This is a genomic window from Serratia sp. (in: enterobacteria) (assembly GCF_051654945.1).
In the GTDB taxonomy this organism is placed as follows: Bacteria; Pseudomonadota; Gammaproteobacteria; order Enterobacterales; family Enterobacteriaceae; genus Chania.
This window is the reverse complement of record NZ_JBOFZA010000072.1, coordinates 44,510-68,453: the sequence shown is the minus strand read 5'-3', so window position 1 is coordinate 68,453 and position 23,944 is coordinate 44,510. Positions and strand designations below refer to the sequence as shown.

Below are 23,944 nucleotides of genomic sequence, written 5' to 3'. Positions count from 1 at the left end.
CTATTCATGTTAAAGCGTTTATTTGTTACAGGCACAGATACCGACGTCGGTAAGACCGTGGTTTCTCGCGGTTTACTACAGGCTTTCGCCGCGCAAGGCCGTTCAGTGGCGGGTTATAAACCCATTGCGGCAAACTGCCAGGAAACCAGCGAAGGCATCCGCAATAGAGACGCTTTGGTTTTACAGGCCTCTTCCTCACTAGCGCTGTCCTACGATGAAATCAATCCGATCACCTGTCTGGATGAGGTGTTTCATGCCCATACGACCCAGGATATTGATTACGGGCTGATGAGCCGTGGTTTACAGCATCTGGCCAGCAAGGCCGATACGGTAGTGGTTGAAGGCAGCGGCGGCTGGCGCGTATTGATGAACGATCTCCGCCCTTATGCCGAGTGGGTGGTGCAGGAACAGTTGCCCGTCATTCTGGTGGTCGGGATCAAACTGGGCTGTGTCAGCCACGCGTTATTGACCGCACAGGCAATTATTAACGATGGCTTACCATTACTGGGCTGGGTCGCCAACCGTATCAACCCGGGGTTGGCACACTACGCAGAAACCATTGATGCGATGCAGCAGCGTATTCCCGCCCCGTTGCTGGGTGAAATCCCGTATTTGCCACGTGCGGAACAGCGTGAGTTGGCACAGTATCTGGACGTTTCTCAACTGGTTGATCGTTACGCGTTGTGATAGACCGACTGCGGGCGTAGCCCGCGAGCAATCGTCGTGGCGATAACGCAAGCCAATAGAATACCTGGCAGCAGGGTATATTCCCCGGTCATTTCAAACACCATTAATGCCGCCATAATGGGCGCATGCGTGGTGGCAGCCAGCAATGTCGCCATACCGGTCAGTGCCAGCAGAATTGGCACTGCAGTCCCCAACTCCGGCCACAGGCCAAACATCTGGCCCACGACCGATCCCAACGCGGCCCCCACGAATAACGTCGGCGTAAACACGCCACCTGGGGCACCCGAGCCGCTACTGGCCAGCAGGGCCAACAGTTTGCAAATCAGGATCGCCGTGACCAACAGCATCCCCGGTGGTGCCGTAAGTAAGGATTGCACCACGCTATAGCCATTCCCCCAAACTTCGGGATATAGCAGGGAAAGCAGCCCGACGATCAACCCGCCAAGCGCCAGCTGTAACGGGGGTTTGAGGTTGAGCGAGCGAAATGCTCTCCCGCTGGCCGCCATCGCCCATAAAAACAGCGGGCCACTAACTCCCGCCAGTATGCCCACCAAGGCCATTAACAGATACTGCACCGGCCAGGGCGCAGCAAGCGGTTCCACGCTATACAGCGGTGCCTGACCACCGTTCAGCAGATTGGTCATCAGCAATGCGCTCACTGCGGCGATCACCACCGGGCCGAGTGAGGCGAGCATCAGGGAACCAAACAGGATTTCTGCGATAAACAGGCTACCCGCCAATGGGGCGTGATAGGCGCTGGCCATCCCGGCCGCAGCCGCGCAAGCCACCCACAATTTCCATTCTTTCGCCGGAGTAAAACGCTGGGCAAAGACCGAACCGACCAAGGCACCCAACAAGATCATCGCCCCTTCGCGGCCAATGGTGCTACCGCTGGATACCACCAACAGCGAGGCCAGGCATTTTATCAGGCTGGCGTTAACGGCCAACCGGCCGTCCCCGGTTTCAATTGCTTCCATATAGTCGGTAGGCGCGCCGGGTTGTTGATGTTGGTAACGTTGATACATCCACAGCAAAAAGCCGGCGGCCAGCCCACCCAGCGCAGGCGTCAACGCTCTACGCCATCCAGGCAGTGCGGCTGCGGCAGCCACCAGGCTGCCTTCTTCGTGATCCAGCAGAAGCCATTCAAGCCCGAACATGGCGCGGTGAAATAACCACACGGCCAACGCAGCACCAATGCCGAGTAAGATGGCAATAAACAGATGGCGCAGCAGGGCGCGATAGTGATGCAGTGGGACCAATTGTTTCATGCGGCGGCAGATGATGAAAATTAAGAGGGTCAGGTGGGCATTGTGCTTGTCTACCCACCTGAAAACCAGCGAATCTTTACCCGATCCACTGGCGTTGTGGCGAAAGTATTAACCGCCCGGAGGCGTTGCCGGTTGATATTTACCGCTCATACCTTCCAATAGCGCGACCAGATCCTTGATATCGCTATCTGGCAAGCTCACGCCAACCTGGTAGGTCAGCATGTCGTTGACCGCCTGATGCAGTGAAGTCACGCTACCGTCATGGAAGTAAGGCGCGGTTTGGGCGATGTTACGCAACGTCGGGGTTTTGAAGCGGTGGCGATCGCCTTCATTTTTAGTGACATTGTAACGTCCGAGGTCAGCCTCGGTAGGATTACCGCGCGCGGTGAAGTAATCCGCTTTCAGCCCCATCACCTCATAGGATTGGCCGCCAAGGTTGACACCGGTATGGCAGGTGCCGCATTTATTTTGCTGGAACAGCTGGTAGCCATGTTTCTGTTGGGCCGTCAGTGCGTCGCTGTCACCCTTCAGGTAACGGTCAAATGGGCTATCTGGCGTGATCAGCGTTTTTTCGAACTCGGCAATGGCGTCGGTAATATTGTCGCCGGTGAAACCGTTAGCATAGACGCGCCGGAAATCGGCCTTCAGCAAGGCATCCTGATCCAGTTTTGCGATGATTTCGTCCCAGGAGTCTGAGGCCATCTCGATCGGATTCATCGGCGGGCCACCCGCCTGGGCCTGTAAGTCTGCCGCGCGGCCATCCCAGAACTGCACCATATTGAAGGCAGCATTAAACACCGTCGGGGCGTTGATGGGCCCTACCTGATCGTCGACGCCCAGCGATGAAACACGGCCATCTACGCCGCCTTCACCCAGCTTATGGCAATGGGCACAAGAGATGCTGTTATCTTTTGACAGGCGTGGGTCGTGGAACAGGCGGAAACCCAACGCCACTTTCTGCGGGTCTGTAGGCAGCGAAGCCGGCACTGGCCGTAAAGCGGCACCGCGCAGTTCGGCTGGCGTATCCGGTGGGGTGTAGAATTGCTCACGTTGTTGGCGTATCCAGCTCAACAGCTCATTGCGGTCAGCATCACTGACGTTCCCGGCCCAGTGGGCCACCTTGTAAAGTGGCGGTGGCATCTCCTGATTTTGCAGTACCGCTTCCAGTTTGGCCAGATCGACTTCCGGTACCGCCGTTTTCTGTTGTAGAGCGGAGCGGGTAGCATCGAGGTTGAAATGTTGATTCCCGCTGAAGACATCTTGCGCCATGATTTGCTTGGCGATAGGTAGCTCGGCATAGAAGGGCAGTTTTGCCGAGTTGGAGTGACAATAGTCGCAACCATTGCGGGTTAACAGGGTATCGATAGGGTTATCGGCAACGGCGGGCTGGCGTTGCTGATCGTAATGATAAATATAACCGACGGTGCCTAAGTAACCGACGACCGCCGTAACGGCACATCCCAGAATAATTTTTTTAATCATGTTCTCGCTCCAATGAGTTTACTGCCGGGTTGCCCAACATCGAAATAAGGTGATGAAAAACTGGGCAATCGGATTGTCACGGTCATGAGCCGTCAGCAACTTGATTAAAATCAATCACTATGATTGGCACATACTATCGTTCAGATAGGTTTTGACGATGAGGCAGTCGTGGCGCGGCCTACAGACTATTTGTAAGAAATTACCTATATATCAATCTGCTGGGGATTTTAGGGGGCGCTGCCACAAATCATTCAATGGATGCGGGTGACAGAATGTGTTCAGACTAACTGTGGCTGTTATACTTCGGGGAAAACAGAGATAGAGGGACACCTGATAACCTAATGATCACTAACACTTCTGCGGCCTCTGCCCCGATTGCCCATCGGCCAGTGATCCTGATCGCCTGCATGCTGGCGATGTTCATGTCGGCCATCGAAGCGACCATTGTCGCCACCGCCATGCCGACCATTATTAGCGACCTGGGTGGTTTTTCGTTGCTGGGCTGGGTGTTTTCAGTCTATTTGCTGGCGCAGGCCATCACCATCCCGATCTATGGGCGGTTGGCGGATCTGTATGGTCGCAAACCCGTCTTCTTCTTCGGGGCCACGCTGTTCCTGTTGGGGTCTGTGCTCTGTGGTTTCTCCTCCAATATGTATTGGCTGATCGCCTTCCGCCTGCTGCAAGGGCTGGGAGCAGGGGCAATCATGCCGATCGCCACTACCATCATCGGTGATATCTACAGCGCCACCGAGCGGCCTAAGGTGATGGGCTATCTTTCCAGCGTCTGGGGCGTTTCCGCTATCCTGGGTCCGTTGCTGGGTGCGTTTATCGTGCAGCATCTGTCTTGGGCGTTGGTATTCTGGGTCAATCTGCCCATAGGGCTGTTGGCGATGTATTTTCTTGGCCGCTACCTGCCTGACTTCAAGCAGGGGCGCAAACACGCGTTGGATTTGGCGGGCACCGCCTGGCTGACGATCTTTGTTGCCGCTTTGCTGTTGTCACTGTTGCAGGCGGAAATGCTGGGATGGTGGGTGATCCCGCTGTTGGCGTTGGCGCTACTGGCGTTGATCCTGCTTATTCGTCAGGAGCGCCGTGCTCCGGAACCGTTGTTCCCGTTGGCGCTGTGGCAAAACCGCGTCATTATCGCCGGCAATATTGGCGGCGTGGCGATCGGCGCCGCCATGATGGGCATCAGCGCCTTCCTGCCCACCTTTATTCAGGGCGTGAAGGGCGGAACGCCGCTGGAAGCCGGTACCACATTGGCTTTGATGTCGATTGGCTGGCCGCTGGCCAGTGCGCTGAGCGGTCGCTTGATGCTGCTGACCTCCTATCGCACCACGGCACTGCTCGGTGCGCTGCTGTTGGCGGCCGGTGGTTTCATTCTGTTGATGTTGCAACCTGTGGGGGGGTTATTATGGGGGCGGGTTGCGGCGTTCATCATTGGGGTCGGGATGGGGTTGTGTAATACCACGTTTCTGGTCTCGGTGCAGAATGCGGCACATTACAGTATCCGGGGTATTGCGACGGCCTGTACGGTATTTACCCGCATGGTCGGTTCGGCTATCGGCACCGCAATTCTCGGGGCCACGCTGAATATCAACTTGCATCTGCGTTTGCCAAACGTAGGCGATCCGTTACAACAGTTAATGGAGCCCTCTGCACGTAGCGCCATGCAGCCCGATGCATTAAGCCATCTCACTGGCCTGGTTGCCGCTTCGCTGCATTGGGTGTTCCTGGTGTCGGCCTTGATATCGTTGTGTGCTGTAGGCGCAGCCATGCTGATCCCGGCGAGCCATCGGCCACAGGGCGAAGGGGAAGAGGCGGAGCAAGCATAAGAAGGAAAAGGGCGCAGTAAAAAACTGCGCCTTGAAGGCGGTTACTGCGGAGCCGGGGTATCCTGGCTGGTGCCAGTTTGCGCCGCGTCGCCGCTGTCGTCGCCGTTAGTGAGGCGTGTATAAACAATTTTCTGGGTGTCTTGACCACAGTGGCCGACGACCTGCCCACCGCTTTGTTCAGCCTGATCGTTAGGGACGATCTCCAGCTTGAAGCCGGATTCTGGCACACCGTTATTGATAATCTTCTGGGCAATATCCGCCTTTATGCTCTCACACGAGGCAGCAAAAGCGGCCAGCGGCGCGGTGGCTAACAACAGTACACCTACTACAAGCGCTTTTTTCATCATTCCATCCTTTTTGAGACGAATAATCAGGGCCAGGATAGCAGCATCAGGTTGAATAGTTTACCCTTGCTGACCGATTACGGAGTTATCTGACGACCGGTGGTGCGATCCAGACATTTACGGGTTGAAGGTTCCCAATAGGCATTGACGTTGTAGCTGTTATCACAACGATCTTCGTCGTCAATGGCACGGTCAACCTTGTCAAACTCTTTCTCGACGCGGGTGTTGACCTTACTGCGCAGTGACTTGGTTTCGTTCCACTGCTCTTTGCTTTGGCGAGCCTGCTCATTGCTCATCGCTGCGCCGCCGCTGCCATCAACCGTGACGCAGGTGCTGCCCTGAGTACAGGAGGCTGCCAAGGCCGGAGCCTGCCAGGCACCGGCCAGCAGTAACATGGCCACCGGCAGCATCAGGCGTGGAAGGGAAAGTAATTTCATGGTTTCATCCTTATAAGTGAGTGTTGCATCCACCAGCAACACTGGCTCTAGCATCAGTTAAATATATCACCGTGCTGTTGCATTGCACCAGCACCGAGGCTTGTTCGTTTAATTAACAGAGAGAAAGACCGGCAATGTTGAAAACCACCTTACTGTTTTTTGCCACGGCACTGGCCGAAATCATTGGCTGTTTCCTGCCGTATCTGTGGTTAAAGAAGAGTGCCAGCGCCTGGTTGCTGCTGCCTGCGGCCGTCAGCCTGATGATATTTGTCTGGTTGTTGACGCTGCATCCGGCGGCCAGCGGGCGAGTGTATGCCGCCTATGGTGGCGTGTATGTGGCAACGGCGTTGCTTTGGCTGCGGGTGGTAGACGGTGTGAAGCTATCGACGATGGATTGGTTGGGGGCCGGGGTAGCTTTACTGGGAATGCTGATTATTGTCTCCGGCTGGCGGACAGCCTGAATTTTAAAAGTAGGGGCGCATGCTGCGCCCGCTAGGATCATCAGCCGCGATGAATGCTCAGACCGGCAAAGGACTGGCTGACCGGCATCATTTCCAGAGTATTGATATTGACGCGCGCCGGTAGCGTTGCTACCCAGAACACCGCTTCGGCAACATCATCCGGCGTCAGGGCATCAACCCCTTGATAGGTTTTATCGACCTTGCCGTCATCACCTTTAAAGCGCACGTTGGAGAACTCGGTGCCGCCTACCATGCCTGGTTCAATATCGGTAACGCGGATATGGGTGCCGTGCAGATCGGCGCGCAACCCCAGGCTGAACTGTTTAACAAAGGCCTTGGTCGCACCGTAAACGTTACCCCCGGCATAAGGCCAGTTGGCGGCGGTGGAGCCGATGTTGATCACATGGCCTACGTTGCGTTCTACCATGGCTGGCAGCAGCGCGCGGGTCATGTTGACCAGCCCTTTGGTATTGGTATCGATCATGGTTTCCCAGTCGTCCGCATTGGCTTTGTGCGCGGGCTCCAGGCCCAGCGCCAGGCCGGCGTTATTCACCAGCACGTCGACGTTACGCAGCGCTGCGGGTAACTCATCGATGGCCTGTTGGATCGCCGCACGGTTACGAACATCCAAACGCACGATATGCAGTGCTGCACCGAGTTCCGCCTGCAACGCTTCCAGGCGTTCTACACGACGACCAGAGGCAATCACCTGATGGCCTTCACCTACAAACTTGCGGGCAATCGCTTCACCAAAACCGGAGGTGGCGCCCGTGACAAAAATAATCATGCTGCTGTTCCTTAACTGTTTTTACCCTGCATCCACTCTAACGCGGTTGCGTTAACCCTGCAATTTAAACGGTGATGGCCGGCACGTGATATACCACACAATCATATTTGATATTCTCGCGACGGCCTTGCACGGCACCGCCCAGCGATTCGGCAATGCGGCGGCTTGGCGTGTTCTGCTCGGCGACGGGGTAGATAAAGTATGGTGGATGGTAGCGTTCGCTGGCCCACGTAGCCATGGCCTGCACGATTTCGCGTCCATAGCCTTTGCCATGCAGGTTTTCTTTCACCCAGATGCCCAGTTCAGGCGTCTGGCTGTGCAGATTATGTACGCCGCCCATGCCGACGAACTGTTTGCTGTCACGCAGCCGTGCCACAAAGATGACTTCTTCACCTTCACGGATCAACGGTAGCCAGCCTTCCCAGACGTTGGCAAACGCCTCGGGAGACTCTTCTGGTTCAAAGGTCATAAAACGCGTTAGCGTTGGGGTGATCGCCTGGTAAACATCGTCGGCGTCTGCTGCGGTAAAAGGGGCAATCAACAACCGGTCGGTATTCACACGGCACTGAGTAAGGTCACTGTGGATCATTATTATTTACCTCGCTTTTCAGGCCTGAAACGGCAAAAATCCGCCCCCGTTAAAACGGGGCGGATCATCGATATTACGTTGATTAGCGGCAGATGCGACTTATTTTTTTGCCAGGTGAGGAGCCAGTAGCAAAAGGTCGGCCTCGCTGAGGCGGTCGGGCGCGGTGGAGGCCTGGTGCCAGTACGGATAAATCAGCGATGGACGGCTTACTTCTTCCAGGCGCCGCAACTCTTCTTCGTTCAGGATCAGGTTGGCCGCGTGCAGGTTGTCTTTAAGCTGTTCCGCGTTACGGGCACCAATGATGACCGAGGTGATCGTTGGGCGTGCCAACAGCCAGGCCAGCGCGATTTGTGCCGCAGATATGCTGCGGGAGTGAGCGATGTCCACCAGCACCTCGACAATATCAAACAGCGCCTGTTGATCGCGTACCGGCGGTTCACCCCAGTTGGCCAGATGGCGGGTGCCTTCTGGCGTAGGTTGGTTACGGCGATATTTGCCCGACAGCAGGCCACCGGCCAATGGGCTCCAGACCAACACACCAAACCCCTGATCCTGAGCGATCGGCAGCAGTTCGTATTCGGCCTCACGTGCCTGAAGGCTGTAATGGATCTGCTGGCTGACCGGGCGCACCAATCCTAGCCGTTCGGCGCAGCCCTGATGCTTCATCAGATGCCAGCCGGAGAAGTTGGACAAGCCGGTATAGCGCACCTTACCGCTGCTCACCAGATCCTCCAGCGCCCGCAGCGTTTCCTCCACCGGAGTGATGCCGTCCCATTCGTGTAACTGATAGAGATCGAGATAGTCGGTATTCAGGCGTTTCAGGCTGGCTTCGCAGGCGCGGATCAGGTGGTGGCGTGACAGCCCGGCGTCGTTCGGGCCGCTGCCCATCGGGAAGCGGGCCTTGCTGGCGACCAGCACCTCGTGGCGTTTACTGCCCAATGCCTGGCCGAGGATCTCTTCCGATTGGCCTGCCGAGTAGACATCGGCGGTATCGAACAGGTTGATCCCGGCGTCTATGCACATGGCGATCTGATTACGCGCCTCGTTGACATCGGTCGTGCCGGTTTTGGCGAACTTGCCTTGCCCTCCAAAGGTCATGGTGCCCAAACTTAGCGCCGAAACTTTCAGGCCGGAACGGCCAAGTTGACGGTATTCCATCTTTAACTCCTTACCTTGGTTGCCATAGATTTTTCAGACGTAGCTGGCGCGTTTTTCTTCTGGCGGATTTCATTTCCTGCCTCCGCGCCCAACGTAAAGTTATCCAACACCGCCAACAGGGCGATGACGCCAATCACGACAAAGGCCAGTTGAAAATCGGCCAGCGATACCATGCCATGTTGTTGCGGCATCAGCATCTCTGCCAGCCGCAACGCCAGTGCGCCGATGGCGATCCCCAGGCCGCTGCCCATCTGCTGGGCCATGTTGAACAGCGTATTGGCTCCGCTCATGCGCGGCTGTGGCACTTCGGAAAACGCCAGCGTATTGAGCGCGGTGAACTGCATTGAACGCGTCAGGCCACTGATAAACAACAGCGCCAGGATCAGCCAGGTGGGGGTCTGCGGGGTCAGCAATGCACAGGCAAAGATGGTGGCCGCGTTGAGTAACCCGTTGACCACCAGCGTGGTGCGAAAACGAAACCGGTAAAGGATCGGTGAGGTAAACGGTTTCATCACCAGATTGCCCGCGAACACCGCCAGCACCAGTAGTCCTGCATCGAAGGCGTTCAACCCAAAGCCGATTTGAAACAGCAAGGGCAGCAGGAACGGCACGGCTCCGATAGCAATGCGGAATAGGGTACCGCCCTTAATGGTGACACTGTAACTTTTTATCCGCATTGCCCAGAGATCCATCAAGGGATAAGCGTGGCGTTTGGCATGGCGTATCGCCAGGCTTCCCAGTACCAGACTACCCAACAGACAAGACAGTGGCACCAGCCAGGAAAGCTGCGGGCTATTGATCAGATCCAGTCCAAACATCAGCCCAAAGCAGGCGACACCGGTAAGTGCAAAGCCCAATCCATCAAAGGGAACGCCTTTCTGCGCTGGCTCATAGGGGATCAGTCGCCAGGCGAAGAACAACGCTAGCAGGCCAAGCGGCACGTTGAGGATAAAAATCCAGTGCCAGGAGGCATAGGTGGTGATGAAACCGCCCACTGGTGGCCCCAGGATCGGGGCCGCCAGTCCTGGCCAGGTGATGGTGGCAATGGCGTTGATCAGATCGGGTTTGGCGGTATTGCGCAGTACCACCAGGCGGCCTACCGGCACCATGAGTGCGCCGCCAAAGCCTTGCAGGATACGAGCGGCGGTAAATTGCGGCAAGGTGGTGCTGAGGGCGCATAGCACCGAGGCCAGGGTAAAAATAACGATGGCGGCGGTGAAAATATTGCGGGCGCCAAAGCGGTTGGCGATCCAGCCGCTGGCGGGGATAAATACCGTCAGGGTGAGAATATAGGCAGAAACCCCGATGTTCATATCTACCGGATGTACGCCAAAGGCCGCCGCCATTTGCGGCATGGCGGTGACGATCACCGTGCCATCCAGGTTTTCCATAAAGAATGCCCCGGCGACCAGCAGAGGGAGCGCGCTAGCACGGGAGAACCAGGTCATGGACGGCTCCGGCTGGAGCACGTGAAACACGCAGGCATAACAGAAACCCCGTTTCAAAAATCGCAACGTCGGCAGAGTTTTTGAGCATAACGCATCACGGACAGGTTAAGAAGAGGTTAAGTGGGTGATTGATCGGCTAACGTTAACGCTCAACCGATCATCGGGCACGTAAACCGTAGTGGTTCGACAGCGCTGCTACTGTTTAATGAATTCAATCCTCGCGACCAAGTACGGTTAAAATAGCCAGGGGTAAAGCGAGTTAAACAATAAACATTAATATGGAGGGCGACTCACGTGCCGCTGATGCATTTTTTATGATGATCCCTATTTGACACCTATCACAGATTAACAAACTAGCGTGTTGATTTTAATGAAACATCGTTTCTTTTATTTTAAGTGAGCAGCAAAAGGGATAACATTCAATGCGCTGATTACAGCGACCTTGACTGTGCTTCTAGTGATAAGGGATCCCCATGAGAATATCGCTCTCACCTTCCTATAAAACGATTAAGACTATGCTTTTGTTGATGGCAACCGGTTTAATGGCAACCACTCCACAGGCGTCTGCCGCGCCAATGAACAAACCAGCCCCGCAGCAATTACAGGTTCCAACGCTGTCGCCTGACGACAGTAGCTTGATGTTGGTGTGGCAAGCGCCAGAGGATACCGGCGAGATCGTTGACTATCTGGTTTACTCAGAAGGGCAACTGTTGGGTAAGGCGAGTGAAAATAACGATCGGTTTTCGCCTGCCAAACCTTACATCAATCAATTTTATGCCAATGACAAAGATAAGTTCTCGCAACGGATCGTGATCCAGAATTTCAAAGTAACGGGTTTAAAGCCCGAGAGTCAGTATTCGTTTACCGTCAAAGCGCTCTATGCCGATGGTACGCAGTCAGACGCCAGTCAAAGCATTACGGCCAAAACCACCCCGTTACCGACAGTGATTAATATCACGGATTTTGGTGCAAAAGGGGATAGCACCACGCTGAATACCAAAGCGATTCAACAGGCGATTGATGCTTGCCAACCTGGCTGCCGGCTTGATGTTCCTGCGGGAGTTTATAAAACGGGAGCGCTATGGTTGAAAAGTGATATGACGCTCAACCTGCAAGCGGGTTCGACCTTGCTGGGTTCTGATGACCCGGCAGATTATCCGCCAGCTTACCGGCTGTATAGCTATTCCACAGAAATGCGGCCCGCCTCCTTGCTTAATGCCATTGACCCGGAACACGCAGAGCCGGGAACTTTCCACAATATCCGCATTGTTGGGCCTGGCGTGATTGACGGCAATGGCTGGTTACGCCAGAAAAGCGCCGAGATTGTCGATGAGGTGGGGAACCGCCTGCCACAGTATATTTCCAGTAACAACCGGGAGGTCCATAACGATGGCATCCTGGCTAAACATCAGGTTGCCAAAGCGGTGGCCGAAGGTGTACCGCTACAAATCGCTTACGGGCAGCGCCGATCCAGCCTGGTGACATTACGTGGCGTCGAGAATGTTTACCTGGCCGACTTTACAGCACGCAATCCGGCTTTCCACGGCGTCATGCTGTTGGAAAGCCACAATGTAACTGCCAATAACCTGATCCATCAGACCTTTGATGCCAACAATGGCGACGGTATCGAGTTTGGTAACAGTCAGAATGTGATCGTGATGAATAACTTCTTTGATACGGGTGATGACTGCATCAACTTCGCGGCAGGCACCGGTGAAAAAGCGCGCGAGCAACCTTCAATGAAGGGGGCCTGGTTATTCAACAACTATCTGCGCCGGGGGCATGGTGCGGTGGTGACGGGCAGCCATACCGGGGCCTGGATTGAGGACATTCTGGCCGAAAACAACGTCATCTACCTGACCGATGTCGGTTTGCGCGCCAAGAGCACCACGGATATCGGCGGTGGGGCCCGTAACATCACCTTCCGCAATAATGCCATGCGGGATATTCTCCGCCAGCCGGTGATCCTGACGTTGAATTACTCCGATCCTAACGCCAAGATTGATTACCCTGCGGCGAAGGAACCGGCTCAGTTTTATAATGTCCTGGTGCAGAACGTCACGGTACAGGGAACGTTGGGGGATAAGCCAGCCATCGAAATCAAAGGGAATAGTGAAAAGAATGCCTGGCATCGACAGATCCGCTTCAACAATGTGCATTTCGATAATGTGCCGCCCACTGCCATCAGCGATTTAGCAGACAGCCAGTTTGACCACGTGACGTTTAGCCACTTACGTGGCGATGATCCTTGGCATTTCAACGCTGTCCGGAACGTGACCATCGATGGTAAGCCTGTAGTACCATAATGAACTTCAAGAGTCTGTCAGGCAGGGTTTTCCCTGCCTGTTAACCCACCCGTTCCAGCAGCTCGGGCATCATAACGAGCCAAATCCCAACGTCTCTTGCCGGTTAACCGCTGCTAAATGTGCAAAAAAAGAGTTACGGGACACATCCAGGTGTGATTGCAACTTATCTTTGCTCAAATGACCATCTGGGCCTAAGCTAGGCTATGTTGCTGAATTTGCAGCTTCTATCCAAGTGGACGCCGCGTAACGCGTTGCCACATGACGACATGGAGGAGTTTCGATTTGATGCGTTTATCAACCCTGATGCTGGCGATCGGCGTTGCGTTAAGCACGCCCGCGCTGGCAGAAACGAACACCCAGACTAAGGAGGCGAATGTGAGCGGAGAAGTTAATCAGGATAAGCGGGGAGAAAACCCGTTCTTTACCGCCAGTCAGTTGCCATTCCAGGCTCCTCGTTTTGATGCCATCAGCGAAAGCGACTATGCCCCGGCCATCGCCGCCGGTATCCAGCAAAAACTTGCGCAAATCGAGCAGATTGCCAATAACCCGGCAGCGCCCACCTTCGAAAATACCTTTGTGGCGCTGGAAAAAAGTGGCGCGCTGCTGACGCGCACCATGAACGTTTTTAGCGCGATGACCTCCGCCAACACCAGCGACGCCTTGCAAAAACTGGATGAAGAAACCTCGCCGAAGCTGGCCGCGTTAGACGATGCCATTATGCTGAACAGCAAGCTGTTTGCGCGCATCAAGGCGATTTACGACCAGCGGGATAGCCTGAAACTGGATGCCGAATCCCTGCGGTTGGTTGAAGTGACCTACAAGAACTACGTGCTGGCCGGTGCCAACCTTTCTGATGCGGACAAAACCCAACTGAAAGCGTTAAACCAGGAAGCGGCGACGCTGAGCACCCAGTTCACCAATAAATTACTGGCCGCCAGCAAAAATGGCGCATTGGCGATCGGTGATAAAAGCCTGCTGGCCGGTCTTTCAGACGGCGAGTTAGCGGCAGCCGCTCAGGCCGCCAGCGAGCGCAAGCTGGATAAGCAGTGGCTGTTGGTGTTACAGAACACCACGCAGCAGCCCGATCTGCAAAGCCTGCAAAATCGCGATACTCGGCAAAAGTTGTTTGAAGCGTCGATCAATCGGGCAGAAAAAAATGATGCCAACGATACCCGCCAAACCCTGGCGCGGTTAGCCAAAGTGCGTGCCGAGCAGGCCAAACTGCTGGGCTTCCCGAACTATGCCGCCTGGAAGTTGCAAAACCAGATGGCGAAAACCCCGGATGCGGCGCTGGCGTTTATGCGTGATATCGTGCCTGCCGCCACCGGCCGGGCAGAGCGCGAAGCCAAAGATATTCAGGCGATGATCGATCGACAGAATGGCGGTTTTAAACTGGCCGCCTGGGATTGGCAGTTCTACGCCGAGCAGGTGCGTAAAGAGAAGTACGATCTGGATGAGTCACAGATCAAACCTTACTTTGAGATAAACAACGTGCTGCATAATGGCGTGTTCTACGCTGCCAATCTGTTGTACGGCATCAGCTTTAAAGAGCGCAAAGATATCCCGGTCTATCATCCTGACGTGCGCGTGTACGAGGTATTTGATAAAGACGGCCAATCCCTGGCGCTGTTCTACACCGATTTCTTCAAGCGTGATAACAAAGGCGGTGGTGCCTGGATGAGCAACTTCGTTGAGCAGTCCAAACTCAACGGCACCAAACCGGTGATCTACAATGTCTCCAACTTTACCAAGCCCGCGGCGGGGCAGCCGGCGTTGTTGTCCTACGATGATGTGATCACCATGTTCCATGAGTTCGGCCATGCGCTGCACGGCATGTTTGCCGATCAGCAATACCCGAGCCTGTCTGGGACCAATACCGCCCGCGATTTTGTTGAGTTCCCGTCGCAGTTTAACGAGCACTGGGCCAGCGATCCCAAGGTATTCGCCCACTTCGCCAAGCATTACCAAACCGGCGCGGCAATGCCGCAGGAGTTGGTCGATAAGATTAACAAAGCCGACAAGTTCAACAAGGGCTATGCCATGACCGAGCTGTTGGCCGCCGCGCTGCTGGACATGCACTGGCATATGTTGACGGCCGACCAACCCCAGCAGGACGTCGACAAGTTCGAGGCCGCATCGTTGCGTCAGGACAAGATCGATCTCAGCTATGTACCACCGCGCTATCGTTCCAGCTATTTCCAGCATATCTGGGGCAACGGCTATGCCGCGGGTTATTACGCCTATCTGTGGACGGAGATGTTGGCGGATGATGCCTTCCAGTGGTTCAGCGATAACGGCGGATTAACGGCAGAGAATGGCCAGCGCTTCCGCGATCAAATATTGTCGCAGGGCAACAGCCAGGATCTGGAGAAGCTGTATGTGAAGTGGCGTGGGCAAGAACCGAGCATTGAACCCATGCTGATCAACCGTGGGCTGAAAGATAAGTAAGCCCCGTTTTGCATGCTCCGGGGGCAGGTGACCGCCTCCGGATTTTGAGCAGCGAGACAAGCAAAGCAGATTATGTGAAGCCGATCGTTTTTCCATGTAAGCGAAATTAACCATGACAAGATTAATCCTGGTAATTAATAGGGCTACCAACACTTGTTGGTTAATATAACTAAAAAATCCATCCCTTTGTTTTAATGCGTTTATCTTCAGCACAAAATTTTGGCCCCGCCTAAAAGCCATAAAAAACGGCGCTTCAAGCCTGGATTAATATGATTAGCATCACAGATTAATCACTGAAAGCCGCGTGAAGGCAAGTTACGATCATAATCTCAACTCCTGCAATTGCCGCTTTACTGTTGTCGGTTGCCGATTTAAAACAAACACCTGTTTAAAAACAAACAAGTGTTAACTATGACCAATCGGGAAAAACAGATACTGCAACTCCTTCGGCGGGACCCGTTGATTCAACAACACGAAATCGCCGACATTCTAGGTATTAGCCGTTCTGGTGTGGCGGGGCACATCATGAATCTAATGAATAAAGGTTATATTAAAGGTAAAGGCTATATTCTGTCCGAACATCGTTATGTGGTCACCGTGGGTTCGGTCAATATGGACGTTTGCGGCTATGCCAATACGCAATTGGTTTATGAAGATTCCAACCCAGGGAAAATAAAATGTACCCCGGGTGGCGTTGGCCGCAATATATCACAAAATATTGCGTTATTAGGGGCCGAATGCCACCTGGTTTCCGTCGTCGGCGATGATTTTTACGGCACGACGTTGCTGGAACAGGCAAAATTGGCCGGTGTCAACGTGGATAATTGCCACCGGTTGCACGGTGAAAGCACCTCGACCTATGTTTCGCTGCTAGATGGTCATGGCGAAATGCTGGTTGCGATTAATGACATGCGCATCCTGGAAAAATTGACTCCGGCGCTGTTATCCCATTCCAAGGATTTAATTCAGCACAGCGGCGTATTGGTGCTGGATTGCAACCTGACCGAAGACGCGCTGGCCTGGCTATTTACCCATGCCGGTAACGTGCCGGTATTTGTCGATACGGTTTCCGCCTTTAAAGCGCCGAAAATCAAAAACTGGCTCTCGCATATTCATACCTTGAAGCCGAACCGGATTGAGGCGGAGATCCTCAGCGGGATGAAAATCTCCCAGACCAGTGACGCACCGGCGGTGGCCCAATGGTTCCACCAGCAAGGGGTACAGCGTTTGGCGCTGAGTATGGGCAGCCACGGCGTTTATTACAGTGAAATGGACGGCCAGCAAGGCTGGTCGGCACCGCTGCCAACCCAGGTGGTCAACGTCACCGGAGCCGGGGATGCCATGATGGCGGGGCTGGTGAGCTGCTGGCTGGAGGATTTCCCACTCGATTACAGTATTCGTTTTGCCCAGGGCTGTTCGGCAATGACCCTGGCTTCTGAGTTCACCAATAACCCGAATCTGTCGCAAGGCAGCGTTCAAAAACTTTTGGAATTACAATCATGCAAAATAGCCTAATCACCAATCAATATCTGGATATTGCTCCAGAAGTAGCGCAGGCCCTGGCAGAGAATCGCCCGGTAGTGGCATTGGAATCAACGATTATTTCCCACGGCATGCCTTACCCGCAGAACGTTGAAACCGCCTTGCAGGTCGAGGACAAGATCCGGGCCAATGGCGCGGTGCCGGCGACCATTGCGGTGATCAATGGGCGGATGAAAGCGGGGCTTTCCCATGATGAGATCGAAACACTGGGCCGTGAAGGACACCGGGTCGCCAAAGTGAGCCGCCGCGACTTGCCCTTCGTGATTGCCAGCGGCAAAAACGGCGCGACAACGGTGGCCTCAACCATGATCATTGCTGAACTGGCCGGGATCAGCGTGTTCGCCACCGGGGGAATAGGTGGTGTGCACCGTGGTGCTCAGCAGACGTTTGATATTTCGGCCGATTTACAGGAATTGGCACAAACCAACGTGGCGGTGGTTTGCGCCGGTGCCAAATCGATCCTGGATCTTGGTTTGACCGCCGAATACCTGGAGACACATGGTGTGCCTCTGGTGGGTTATGGCACGGACAGCTTGCCCGCATTCTTCAGCCGAACCAGCCCTTACTCCGTCAGCGTGCGCCTGGATACGCCACAGGACATTGCCCGGGCGATGGCCGCCAAGTGGGCTGCTGGCTTGCAGGGGGGGATGGTGATTGCCAATCCAATCCCAGAGCAGTACGCCATGCCAGAAGATAAGATCAATCAGGCGATCGGGCAGGCTGTAAAAGAAGCGGAGGAACAGGGTATATCCGGTAAGGAGAGCACGCCGTTCCTGCTGGCCAGGGTAGCCGAATTGACCGGGGGCGACAGTTTGCAGGCCAATATTCAGCTGGTGTTTAATAATGCCGAGTTGGCGGCCAAGATTGCCGGTCACTATCAGCTAAATTGCGCATAACGTTTTAATCTGTACGCTACGTTTGTCCTTAATAAATCGCTTCTGCCTCGGCAGACGGTACGCTATTGCCGTTTGTTGAGGCATGAAATGAATAAACAAAACAGAAGGGGGCATTATGGATTTATTGCGCAGTTTGGCAGGTATTATCATCCTGTTATTGATTGGATTTGTTTTTTCGGTAAATAAAAAGAAAATCAGCCTGCGTACGGTAGGTGCCGCATTATTACTGCAGATATTGCTCGGTGCGATCATGTTGTATGTTCCCGCGGGAAAATGGGCAATTAACGCTATTGCCAGCGGTGTCAATCGCGTTATCTCTTACAGCGATGCGGGGAGCGCATTTATTTTTGGCGGCCTGGTAGGGCCGAAAATGAATGAGCTTTTCGATGGCGCAGGTTTTGTCTTTGCCTTTCACGTTTTGCCTGCCATTATTTTTATCACTTCGCTGATCTCTATTTTATATTACCTTGGGGTGATGAAGTGGGTGATCAATATCCTTGGCTATGTGTTCCAGCGGTTGATGAATATCAGCAAGGTGGAGTCCTTTGCCGCCGTCACCACCATTTTCCTGGGGCAGAATGAGTTACCTGCGGTGCTGAAGCCGTTTGTCAAACACATGAATCGCAATGAACTGTTCACGGTGATCTGTAGCGGCATGGCCTCGATTGCCGGTTCGATGCTGGTTGGTTATGCCGGCTTGGGCGTCCCCATTGAGTATCTGTTGGCTGCCTCCCTGATGGCTATCCCTGGGGGGATCCTGTTTGCCCGCTTGCTTAGCCCGGCGACGGAGCCTTCCCGCGTTGAGTTCAACGAAATGTCATTCAGCGATAAACGTCCCGCCAGCATTATCGAAGCGGCGGCCAATGGCGCCATGTTGGGGCTGAAAATTGCGGTGGGTGTTGCCACGGTGGTGATGGCCTTTGTGGCACTGATCGCGCTGATCAACGGCATCATTGGCGGCGTGGGCGGCCTGTTTGGCGTTGAAAGCGTCAGCCTGCAAAGCCTGCTGGGCTATCTGTTTGCTCCGTTGGCCTACATTATGGGCGTAAGCTGGGAACACGCCGATCTGGCCGGGGGGCTGATTGGTCAGAAACTGGCAATTAACGAGTTTGTTGCCTATCTCAGTTTCTCTCCTTATCTGCAAGAAAGCGCGATGCTGCTCGATCCGAAAACCATTGCGGTGATCTCGTTTGCCCTGTGTGGTTTTGCCAATTTTGGCTCTATAGCCGTGGTGGTGGGGGCGTTTAGCGCGGTGGTGCCGGAAAGGGCCTCCGAAATTGCTCAGTTGGGATTCCGTGCCTTACTGGCGGCGACGCTTTCTAATCTGATGAGTGCCACCATAGCCGGGTTGTTTATCGGCCTGGGTGGCGTTTAGATAGCACTCCGGGGCGATCCTGGGCCAGAAAGTAGGGGCGCTGCATCCAGCGCCCGTCACTATTCCAATAACCCACGCTGGCGTAAAGTGAATCGGGTCGCTTCGTTCAAATCGTAGCTGGCCAGCTCATCCTTCGGCACCCAGGCATAATCTTCAAACTCATCATTTATCGTAATGGTGCGATTGGCGGCGTGGCAGTCAAAAATCAGGTAAATCATATAAATTTGCTCTTTGCTGCCGTCTTCATAGGTCTTGACCCGCACGTCGTCGCGGAATGTCCAGGGTTGGATGCGATCGAGTATCAGCTCGCTCCCCAGTTCTTCACACACCTCACGGCGCAATGCTTCCTCGATGGTTTCCCCTGGTTCGGTGCCGCCACCAGAGAGCGCCCACTGGCCGGGGAAGACGCCCTTATGGGAAGCCATTTTGCATAGCAGATAGGCGTTATCGTTTTCGATTAACGGGCAGACAATAATACGTTGACGCATCGTAACTCCATTTTTCAAGGACATCTGACTGATGAGGATAGGGGCAATGGTGCACGTTTAAAACCCCTATTGGCTGAAGTTATACGTTTCATAAAGCCTGATCGTGCGGCGATTTTGCTCCGCAATCGAACCGGGTTATGTTGATTGAGTTTTAAACAGCCGGGTGGTCAGTGGCCTTGGTTTTAGCATGGGTACTCTGAAGGACTAGCGGTATCGCAATCAAATAAACAGCGGCTACCGAAAGCCACACAGCACCAGGCCATTCCTGTTGGACGGCGAAATAGACGGTTGAGAAAAAAAGTGGTGCGACGATCGATGCCAAGCTGATCGCCGAGGTTAGCACCCCCTGCAACTGACCCTGGCGATCGGGATCGACCTGGCGGGTAACCAGCGCCTGTAGTGCCGGGTTCCCAATACCGCCGAGTGCAAAGATAGGCATGATAACAAACACCATCCAGCCTTCACGGACGAAGGCCAATGCAACAAGCGCTGAGCAGGCACAGGCGATACCAATGAGAATCGCGCCACGCTCGCCAAATAGTCTGGTCGCAGGTCCGGGTAGGAAAATTTGCACCAACGTCTGAAAGACCCCAAATGCCCCCAGCGAGAGTCCAATCCAAAAACCATTCCATTGGAACGCATCATATCCCCACAGCGCCCAGCATATGCCATAAGCCTCCCCGGTAGCGCTAAGGATAAAAAAGGTCATGACAATCGGCAGCAGCCCTCTGATGGAAAAGGCCCAGCGCAGTGGTCTGAGTGGGTTGAGCGCGGAGAGATTGATCTTTTCACGACTGGGGGGGCGGGATTCGGGTAGTACGAACCAGGCCATCAGAAAATTGCAGCCATTGAGGACAGCTGCCGCAATGAAAGGGAGCCGCAACCAATGATCACCCAGGACACCGCCAAGTACCGGTCCAATAATAAAACCCATACCGAACATTGCGTTGAACAAACCAAAACGACGCGCTCGTTTTTCAGGCGGAGTGATATCGGTAATGTAGGCCATGGCTACCGCCACATTGGCGCTGGTCATTCCTGCGATGGCTCGGCCAAGCAATAACATCCACAGATGGGGCGAAAAGGTGAGGAACAGGTAGTTAAGGACTGCACCGCCAAGGGAGATCATCAACACCGGTTTGCGCCCCAGACGGTCACTCAAAGCACCGAGCACTGGGGCGAAAATAAACTGCATGACGGCATAGAGGGCCGTCATGATGCCAATATAGAGTGCAACGTTGCTGGTATGGGTAAGGTCTTTGAGCAGTGAGGGCAGGATTGGGAAAATAATACCGATGCCAATCGCATCAAGGACAATGGTGGTGAAAATAATAATAAGAGGTTTGTTCATTCAACGTTCCTGTCGAAACTCAGATTTAGCACACAAGACATTAAATCTGTGACGGTGCCTGAAATTTTTCAGACGATAAAGGAAAACGCTGGCCGATCCAAGTACATAACGCACTGCTGGCGTGTTCGTCGCTCACCTAAGTGGACGATTTTTCGCGAGATCGGTACCTTTATACTTTACTGGGGGTTATGGCAACATCGGCTCGGAGCATTTTGCGAATTGCCAAAACAATGGGATGAGAACAGGAATCCTCACCCCGCAGGTTTACAGTTTTGCCCGGTACTCGTCTTCCCATTGGCTCATTGAAGCCCAGAACGGGCGCGGTGTGCGCTTTTGCAGCAGGTCGAGCAGAAGATCCAGATGAGTGTGCCAGCCACTGGCGACGCTGAGCATGGTTTCACGATTGGCCAAGCGGCGGTGGGTCAGGGTCAACAGCACATTATCCCCTTGCTCGGTCAGCTCAATCGTGACTTCCGAAGGGCGGGTTTCCCCCGTCTCTGCCCAGGTAAAGCTCACCAGATGCGGCGGAAGTATGCAGGTGATATGGCCAACCTGAGTGACTTTACCGGCGCAGGATTTGTATTTTGCCGGCGGCTTTTCGTCCTCACCGGCCAAATCGGCATTGCAGAACAAAAGCTCAATCTTGGCCCCGACCTGCATTGGCATCTCACCAGCGGCCAGCCAACTGGCACGTTTATCCGATTCAATCAGGTAGGCCCAGACGCGTTTGAGTGGGCCGGGCAGCAACCGCTGGATACGCAGCGTACCGGTTTCAATAATCATACCGTAGTCGTTCATGATTCACTCCGTCGGTGGAGACGAGTCGGCCTGTAGCAGCGCAAGCTCTAGCGCGTCCAACCGCTCATTCCAGAAATGTTCGTAGGTTTGCAGCCAGTGCATGGCCTGCGCCATCGGCTCGGGAGCGAGCCGGCAGATATGGTTTCTTCCCTGCACGGTGCGTTGCACCAGCCCGGCCTGCTCAAGCGCTTTGATATGCTTGGAAGCACCGGCAAACGACATCTCGAACGGGGCAGCCAGTTCACCGATGCTATGTTCGCCTTCGGCCAACGTACGCAGAATGGCACGCCTGGTGGGGTCGGCCAGCGCATGAAAAATGGCGTCTAGCGGTGAGGAAGATAATTTAACCATATGGTTAAATATAGAACGCCAACGGCAATACTCAACCTGTTCGTTGAATATTTTTTAACCTTGTCACATAAAAATTGTGGGTAAGGCATTACATCGGGGGATGATCCAGCATGGTGAGGGCGGTCTTAACCGCTTGCTTCAGGCGGGCCTGGCTGACACCATCGCGAGCCTGAATGGATAAGCCATGCAAAAACGCGGCAAAATAATCGCCGAGGCTCTCGGCATCGGTGTTGGCGGGCAGCTCTCCAGCCTGTACCGCAGCCTTTACCTGGTCAATGATACCTTGGGTACGCTGTTGGCGGTGTTCCATCAACCAGTTGCGTATGCCCTGATTGTCCTCGCTGACGCTGGCCGCGGAAGAAACCACCATGCAGCCTTGGGGGAGAGCAACGTCGCTATACAGCGTAGCCGCGTCATTCAGCATTTGTTCGAGTGCAGCCCTTATATTGGCGTTTTCCGTAAAAGCGCGCTCGGCAAAGCCGCCTTCGTGGGCCTCGTAATGTTCTATCGCTTCACGGAACAACAACTCTTTTGATCCAAAGGCTTTGTAGATCCGCGCCGAAGCAATGCCCAATTCGGCCACCAGGTCAGACATTGAAGTGCCTTCAAATCCTTGCCGCCAAAATAAATCCCGTGCTTTCAGGAGTGCCTGTTCACGGTCGAACTCCCTTGGTCTACCTGCCATTGTCATCTTCTCCGGTGTTCTGCTGCGGGCTATAGGATCGCTTAAATCGTGGATAACGCCAACGAATTTCAAAAATCCGCTTGCCGATAATCCGATTTAAGCCTATTGTTTGTCAACCGACAAACAATAGGAAAGACGATGAAAACGATTAAAGGCCCCAGCCTCCACCTTGCCCAATTTAGCGATGCCACCGCTCCATTTGACAGCCTGCCTGCCATTGCTGCCTGGGCGAAGGAAACCGGCTTTAAAGCCTTGCAGATCCCGGCATGGGATAGCCGGTTGTTTGATGTTAAAACGGCGGCAGAGAGCCAAAGTTATTGCGATGACGTCACCGGTATGTTGGCCGAACACGGGCTGGTCGTCAGCGAATTAACCACGCATATCTTTGGCCAACTGATGGCGGTACATCCCGCCTATGACGCGCTATGCGACAGCTTTGTACCGGAAGGATTGCGCGGTAATCCTCATGCTCGAACGCAGTGGGCGAAAGAAAACCTGCTGCTGGCGGCAAAAGCTTCCGCACGGCTAGGCCTGACGGAAATGGGCACCTTCTCCGGTTCATTGGCGTGGCCCTACCTGTTCCCATTTCCACAACGCCCAGAAGGGTTGATTGAAACCGCCTTCGATGAGCTGGCCAAGCGTTGGCTACCGGTGCTCGACGCCTGTGATGAGCAGGGCATCAACCTGTGTTATGAGATCCACCCCAGCGAAGATCTGCATGACGGCATTACCTTTGAGATGTTCCATCAGCGCGTTGCGGGCCACCCACGTTGCCAAATGCTGTTCGATCCTAGCCATTTCGTGTTGCAACAGCTTAACTATCTGGAATTTATTGATATCTATAAAGATCACATCCGCATGTTTCACGTCAAGGATGCAGAGTTCAACCCTATCGGTCGGCAGGGGATTTACGGCGGCTATCAGTCGTGGGCGGATCGTGCCGGGCGCTTCCGTTCATTAGGTGATGGGCAAGTGGACTTTAAAGGGATCTTCTCCAAGTTGACGCAGTACGACTATGCCGGCTGGGCGACGCTGGAATGGGAATGCTGCCTGAAGCATCCACAAACCGGGGCGCAAGAAGGAGCGGCGTTTATCCGCAACCATATTATTCCCGTCACGGATAAAGTGTTCGACGACTTTGCCGGTGCGCCGGTCAATCAACAACAAATCAACGCCTTACTGGGCATTCGCTAACTTCCGGAGCACCT

General features: G+C 54.3%; 22 protein-coding genes. 9 read left to right on the top strand and 13 right to left on the bottom strand.

What is annotated here, in order from left to right; translation table 11 throughout:
- The first annotated feature begins 6 nt into the window (after window positions 1–6).
- A complete protein-coding gene (gene bioD, locus ACRDCA_RS10755) occupies window positions 7–687 on the top strand; it encodes a dethiobiotin synthase (RefSeq protein ID WP_438689500.1) in 681 nt (226 codons plus the stop codon).
- On the opposite strand, the gene clcB is transcribed toward bioD, so the two are convergent.
- Window positions 675–1,955: a voltage-gated ClC-type chloride channel ClcB gene (clcB, locus tag ACRDCA_RS10750; RefSeq protein ID WP_438689499.1), complete on the bottom strand. Its 1,281-nt coding sequence runs from the start codon at window positions 1,953–1,955 to the stop codon at window positions 675–677. The two genes, bioD and clcB, sit on opposite strands and share 13 nt — an antisense overlap.
- 108 nt (window positions 1,956–2,063) lie before the next feature.
- Window positions 2,064–3,437, bottom strand: a complete 1,374-nt coding sequence (locus ACRDCA_RS10745; protein ID WP_438689498.1) for a cytochrome c peroxidase — start codon at window positions 3,435–3,437, stop codon at window positions 2,064–2,066.
- Window positions 3,438–3,778: 341 nt separating this feature from the next.
- Between ACRDCA_RS10745 and ACRDCA_RS10740 the strand changes: the two genes are divergently transcribed.
- A complete protein-coding gene (locus tag ACRDCA_RS10740) occupies window positions 3,779–5,272 on the top strand; it encodes an MDR family MFS transporter (protein WP_438689497.1) in 1,494 nt (497 codons plus the stop codon).
- A 41-nt stretch (window positions 5,273–5,313) separates the two neighbouring features.
- Here ACRDCA_RS10740 and ACRDCA_RS10735 read toward each other — a convergent pair whose 3' ends face one another.
- Window positions 5,314–5,616, bottom strand: a complete 303-nt coding sequence (locus ACRDCA_RS10735; RefSeq protein WP_438689496.1) for a DUF1161 domain-containing protein — start codon at window positions 5,614–5,616, stop codon at window positions 5,314–5,316.
- 77 nt (window positions 5,617–5,693) lie between these two features.
- Window positions 5,694–6,026 carry a DUF1283 family protein gene (locus ACRDCA_RS10730; protein WP_438690136.1) on the bottom strand — a complete coding sequence of 111 codons (333 nt, stop codon included), beginning with the start codon at window positions 6,024–6,026 and terminating at the stop codon, window positions 5,694–5,696.
- Window positions 6,027–6,187: 161 nt separating this feature from the next.
- On the opposite strand from ACRDCA_RS10730, the gene ACRDCA_RS10725 reads away from it, so the two are divergent.
- Window positions 6,188–6,514 carry a YnfA family protein gene (locus ACRDCA_RS10725; protein ID WP_438689495.1) on the top strand — a complete coding sequence of 109 codons (327 nt, stop codon included), beginning with the start codon at window positions 6,188–6,190 and terminating at the stop codon, window positions 6,512–6,514.
- A gap of 40 nt (window positions 6,515–6,554) precedes the next feature.
- On the opposite strand, the gene ydfG is transcribed toward ACRDCA_RS10725, so the two are convergent.
- The 4 genes from ydfG to ACRDCA_RS10705 form a co-directional block, all read right to left on the bottom strand.
- Window positions 6,555–7,301 carry a bifunctional NADP-dependent 3-hydroxy acid dehydrogenase/3-hydroxypropionate dehydrogenase YdfG gene (ydfG, locus tag ACRDCA_RS10720; RefSeq protein ID WP_438689494.1) on the bottom strand — a complete coding sequence of 249 codons (747 nt, stop codon included), beginning with the start codon at window positions 7,299–7,301 and terminating at the stop codon, window positions 6,555–6,557.
- Window positions 7,302–7,365: 64 nt separating this feature from the next.
- The gene (locus ACRDCA_RS10715; protein ID WP_438689493.1) at window positions 7,366–7,890 is read right to left on the bottom strand and encodes a GNAT family N-acetyltransferase; all 525 of its coding nucleotides are present in this window, start codon (window positions 7,888–7,890) and stop codon (window positions 7,366–7,368) included.
- Between the two features lie 99 nt (window positions 7,891–7,989).
- Window positions 7,990–9,048: an aldo/keto reductase gene (locus ACRDCA_RS10710; protein WP_438689492.1), complete on the bottom strand. Its 1,059-nt coding sequence runs from the start codon at window positions 9,046–9,048 to the stop codon at window positions 7,990–7,992.
- A 2-nt stretch (window positions 9,049–9,050) separates the two neighbouring features.
- Complete coding sequence (locus ACRDCA_RS10705) at window positions 9,051–10,496, bottom strand: MFS transporter (RefSeq protein ID WP_438689491.1); 1,446 nt, start codon at window positions 10,494–10,496, stop codon at window positions 9,051–9,053.
- Window positions 10,497–11,038: 542 nt separating this feature from the next.
- On the opposite strand from ACRDCA_RS10705, the gene ACRDCA_RS10700 reads away from it, so the two are divergent.
- The 5 genes from ACRDCA_RS10700 to ACRDCA_RS10680 all read left to right on the top strand — a co-directional run bounded on the left by ACRDCA_RS10700 (window position 11,039) and on the right by ACRDCA_RS10680 (window position 19,063).
- Window positions 11,039–12,802: a glycosyl hydrolase family 28 protein gene (locus tag ACRDCA_RS10700; protein WP_438689490.1), complete on the top strand. Its 1,764-nt coding sequence runs from the start codon at window positions 11,039–11,041 to the stop codon at window positions 12,800–12,802.
- A 285-nt stretch (window positions 12,803–13,087) separates the two neighbouring features.
- Window positions 13,088–15,250: a peptidyl-dipeptidase Dcp gene (gene dcp / locus ACRDCA_RS10695; RefSeq protein ID WP_438689489.1), complete on the top strand. Its 2,163-nt coding sequence runs from the start codon at window positions 13,088–13,090 to the stop codon at window positions 15,248–15,250.
- 411 nt (window positions 15,251–15,661) lie between these two features.
- A complete protein-coding gene (locus ACRDCA_RS10690) occupies window positions 15,662–16,765 on the top strand; it encodes a PfkB family carbohydrate kinase (protein WP_438689488.1) in 1,104 nt (367 codons plus the stop codon).
- Window positions 16,750–17,688 (top strand): pseudouridine-5'-phosphate glycosidase, encoded by a 939-nt coding sequence (locus ACRDCA_RS10685; RefSeq protein ID WP_438689487.1) that lies wholly within the window; start codon window positions 16,750–16,752, stop codon window positions 17,686–17,688. Before ACRDCA_RS10690 ends, ACRDCA_RS10685 begins: the two co-directional genes overlap by 16 nt.
- 115 nt (window positions 17,689–17,803) lie before the next feature.
- Entirely contained in the window at window positions 17,804–19,063 is a 1,260-nt protein-coding gene (locus tag ACRDCA_RS10680; protein WP_438689486.1) for a NupC/NupG family nucleoside CNT transporter, read from the top strand.
- A gap of 59 nt (window positions 19,064–19,122) precedes the next feature.
- Here ACRDCA_RS10680 and nudI read toward each other — a convergent pair whose 3' ends face one another.
- From nudI to ACRDCA_RS10655, 5 genes are all read right to left on the bottom strand, one after another.
- Window positions 19,123–19,551 (bottom strand): nucleoside triphosphatase NudI, encoded by a 429-nt coding sequence (gene nudI, locus ACRDCA_RS10675; protein ID WP_438689485.1) that lies wholly within the window; start codon window positions 19,549–19,551, stop codon window positions 19,123–19,125.
- 151 nt (window positions 19,552–19,702) lie between these two features.
- Complete coding sequence (locus tag ACRDCA_RS10670; protein ID WP_438689484.1) at window positions 19,703–20,902, bottom strand: TCR/Tet family MFS transporter; 1,200 nt, start codon at window positions 20,900–20,902, stop codon at window positions 19,703–19,705.
- A gap of 264 nt (window positions 20,903–21,166) precedes the next feature.
- Complete coding sequence (locus ACRDCA_RS10665; protein WP_438689483.1) at window positions 21,167–21,700, bottom strand: SRPBCC family protein; 534 nt, start codon at window positions 21,698–21,700, stop codon at window positions 21,167–21,169.
- A 3-nt stretch (window positions 21,701–21,703) separates the two neighbouring features.
- The gene (locus ACRDCA_RS10660) at window positions 21,704–22,051 is read right to left on the bottom strand and encodes an ArsR/SmtB family transcription factor (protein WP_025118848.1); all 348 of its coding nucleotides are present in this window, start codon (window positions 22,049–22,051) and stop codon (window positions 21,704–21,706) included.
- An 88-nt stretch (window positions 22,052–22,139) separates the two neighbouring features.
- The gene (locus tag ACRDCA_RS10655) at window positions 22,140–22,736 is read right to left on the bottom strand and encodes a TetR/AcrR family transcriptional regulator (protein ID WP_438689482.1); all 597 of its coding nucleotides are present in this window, start codon (window positions 22,734–22,736) and stop codon (window positions 22,140–22,142) included.
- A gap of 138 nt (window positions 22,737–22,874) precedes the next feature.
- On the opposite strand from ACRDCA_RS10655, the gene ACRDCA_RS10650 reads away from it, so the two are divergent.
- Window positions 22,875–23,930: a sugar phosphate isomerase/epimerase family protein gene (locus ACRDCA_RS10650; RefSeq protein ID WP_438689481.1), complete on the top strand. Its 1,056-nt coding sequence runs from the start codon at window positions 22,875–22,877 to the stop codon at window positions 23,928–23,930.
- Window positions 23,931–23,944 lie beyond the last annotated feature (14 nt).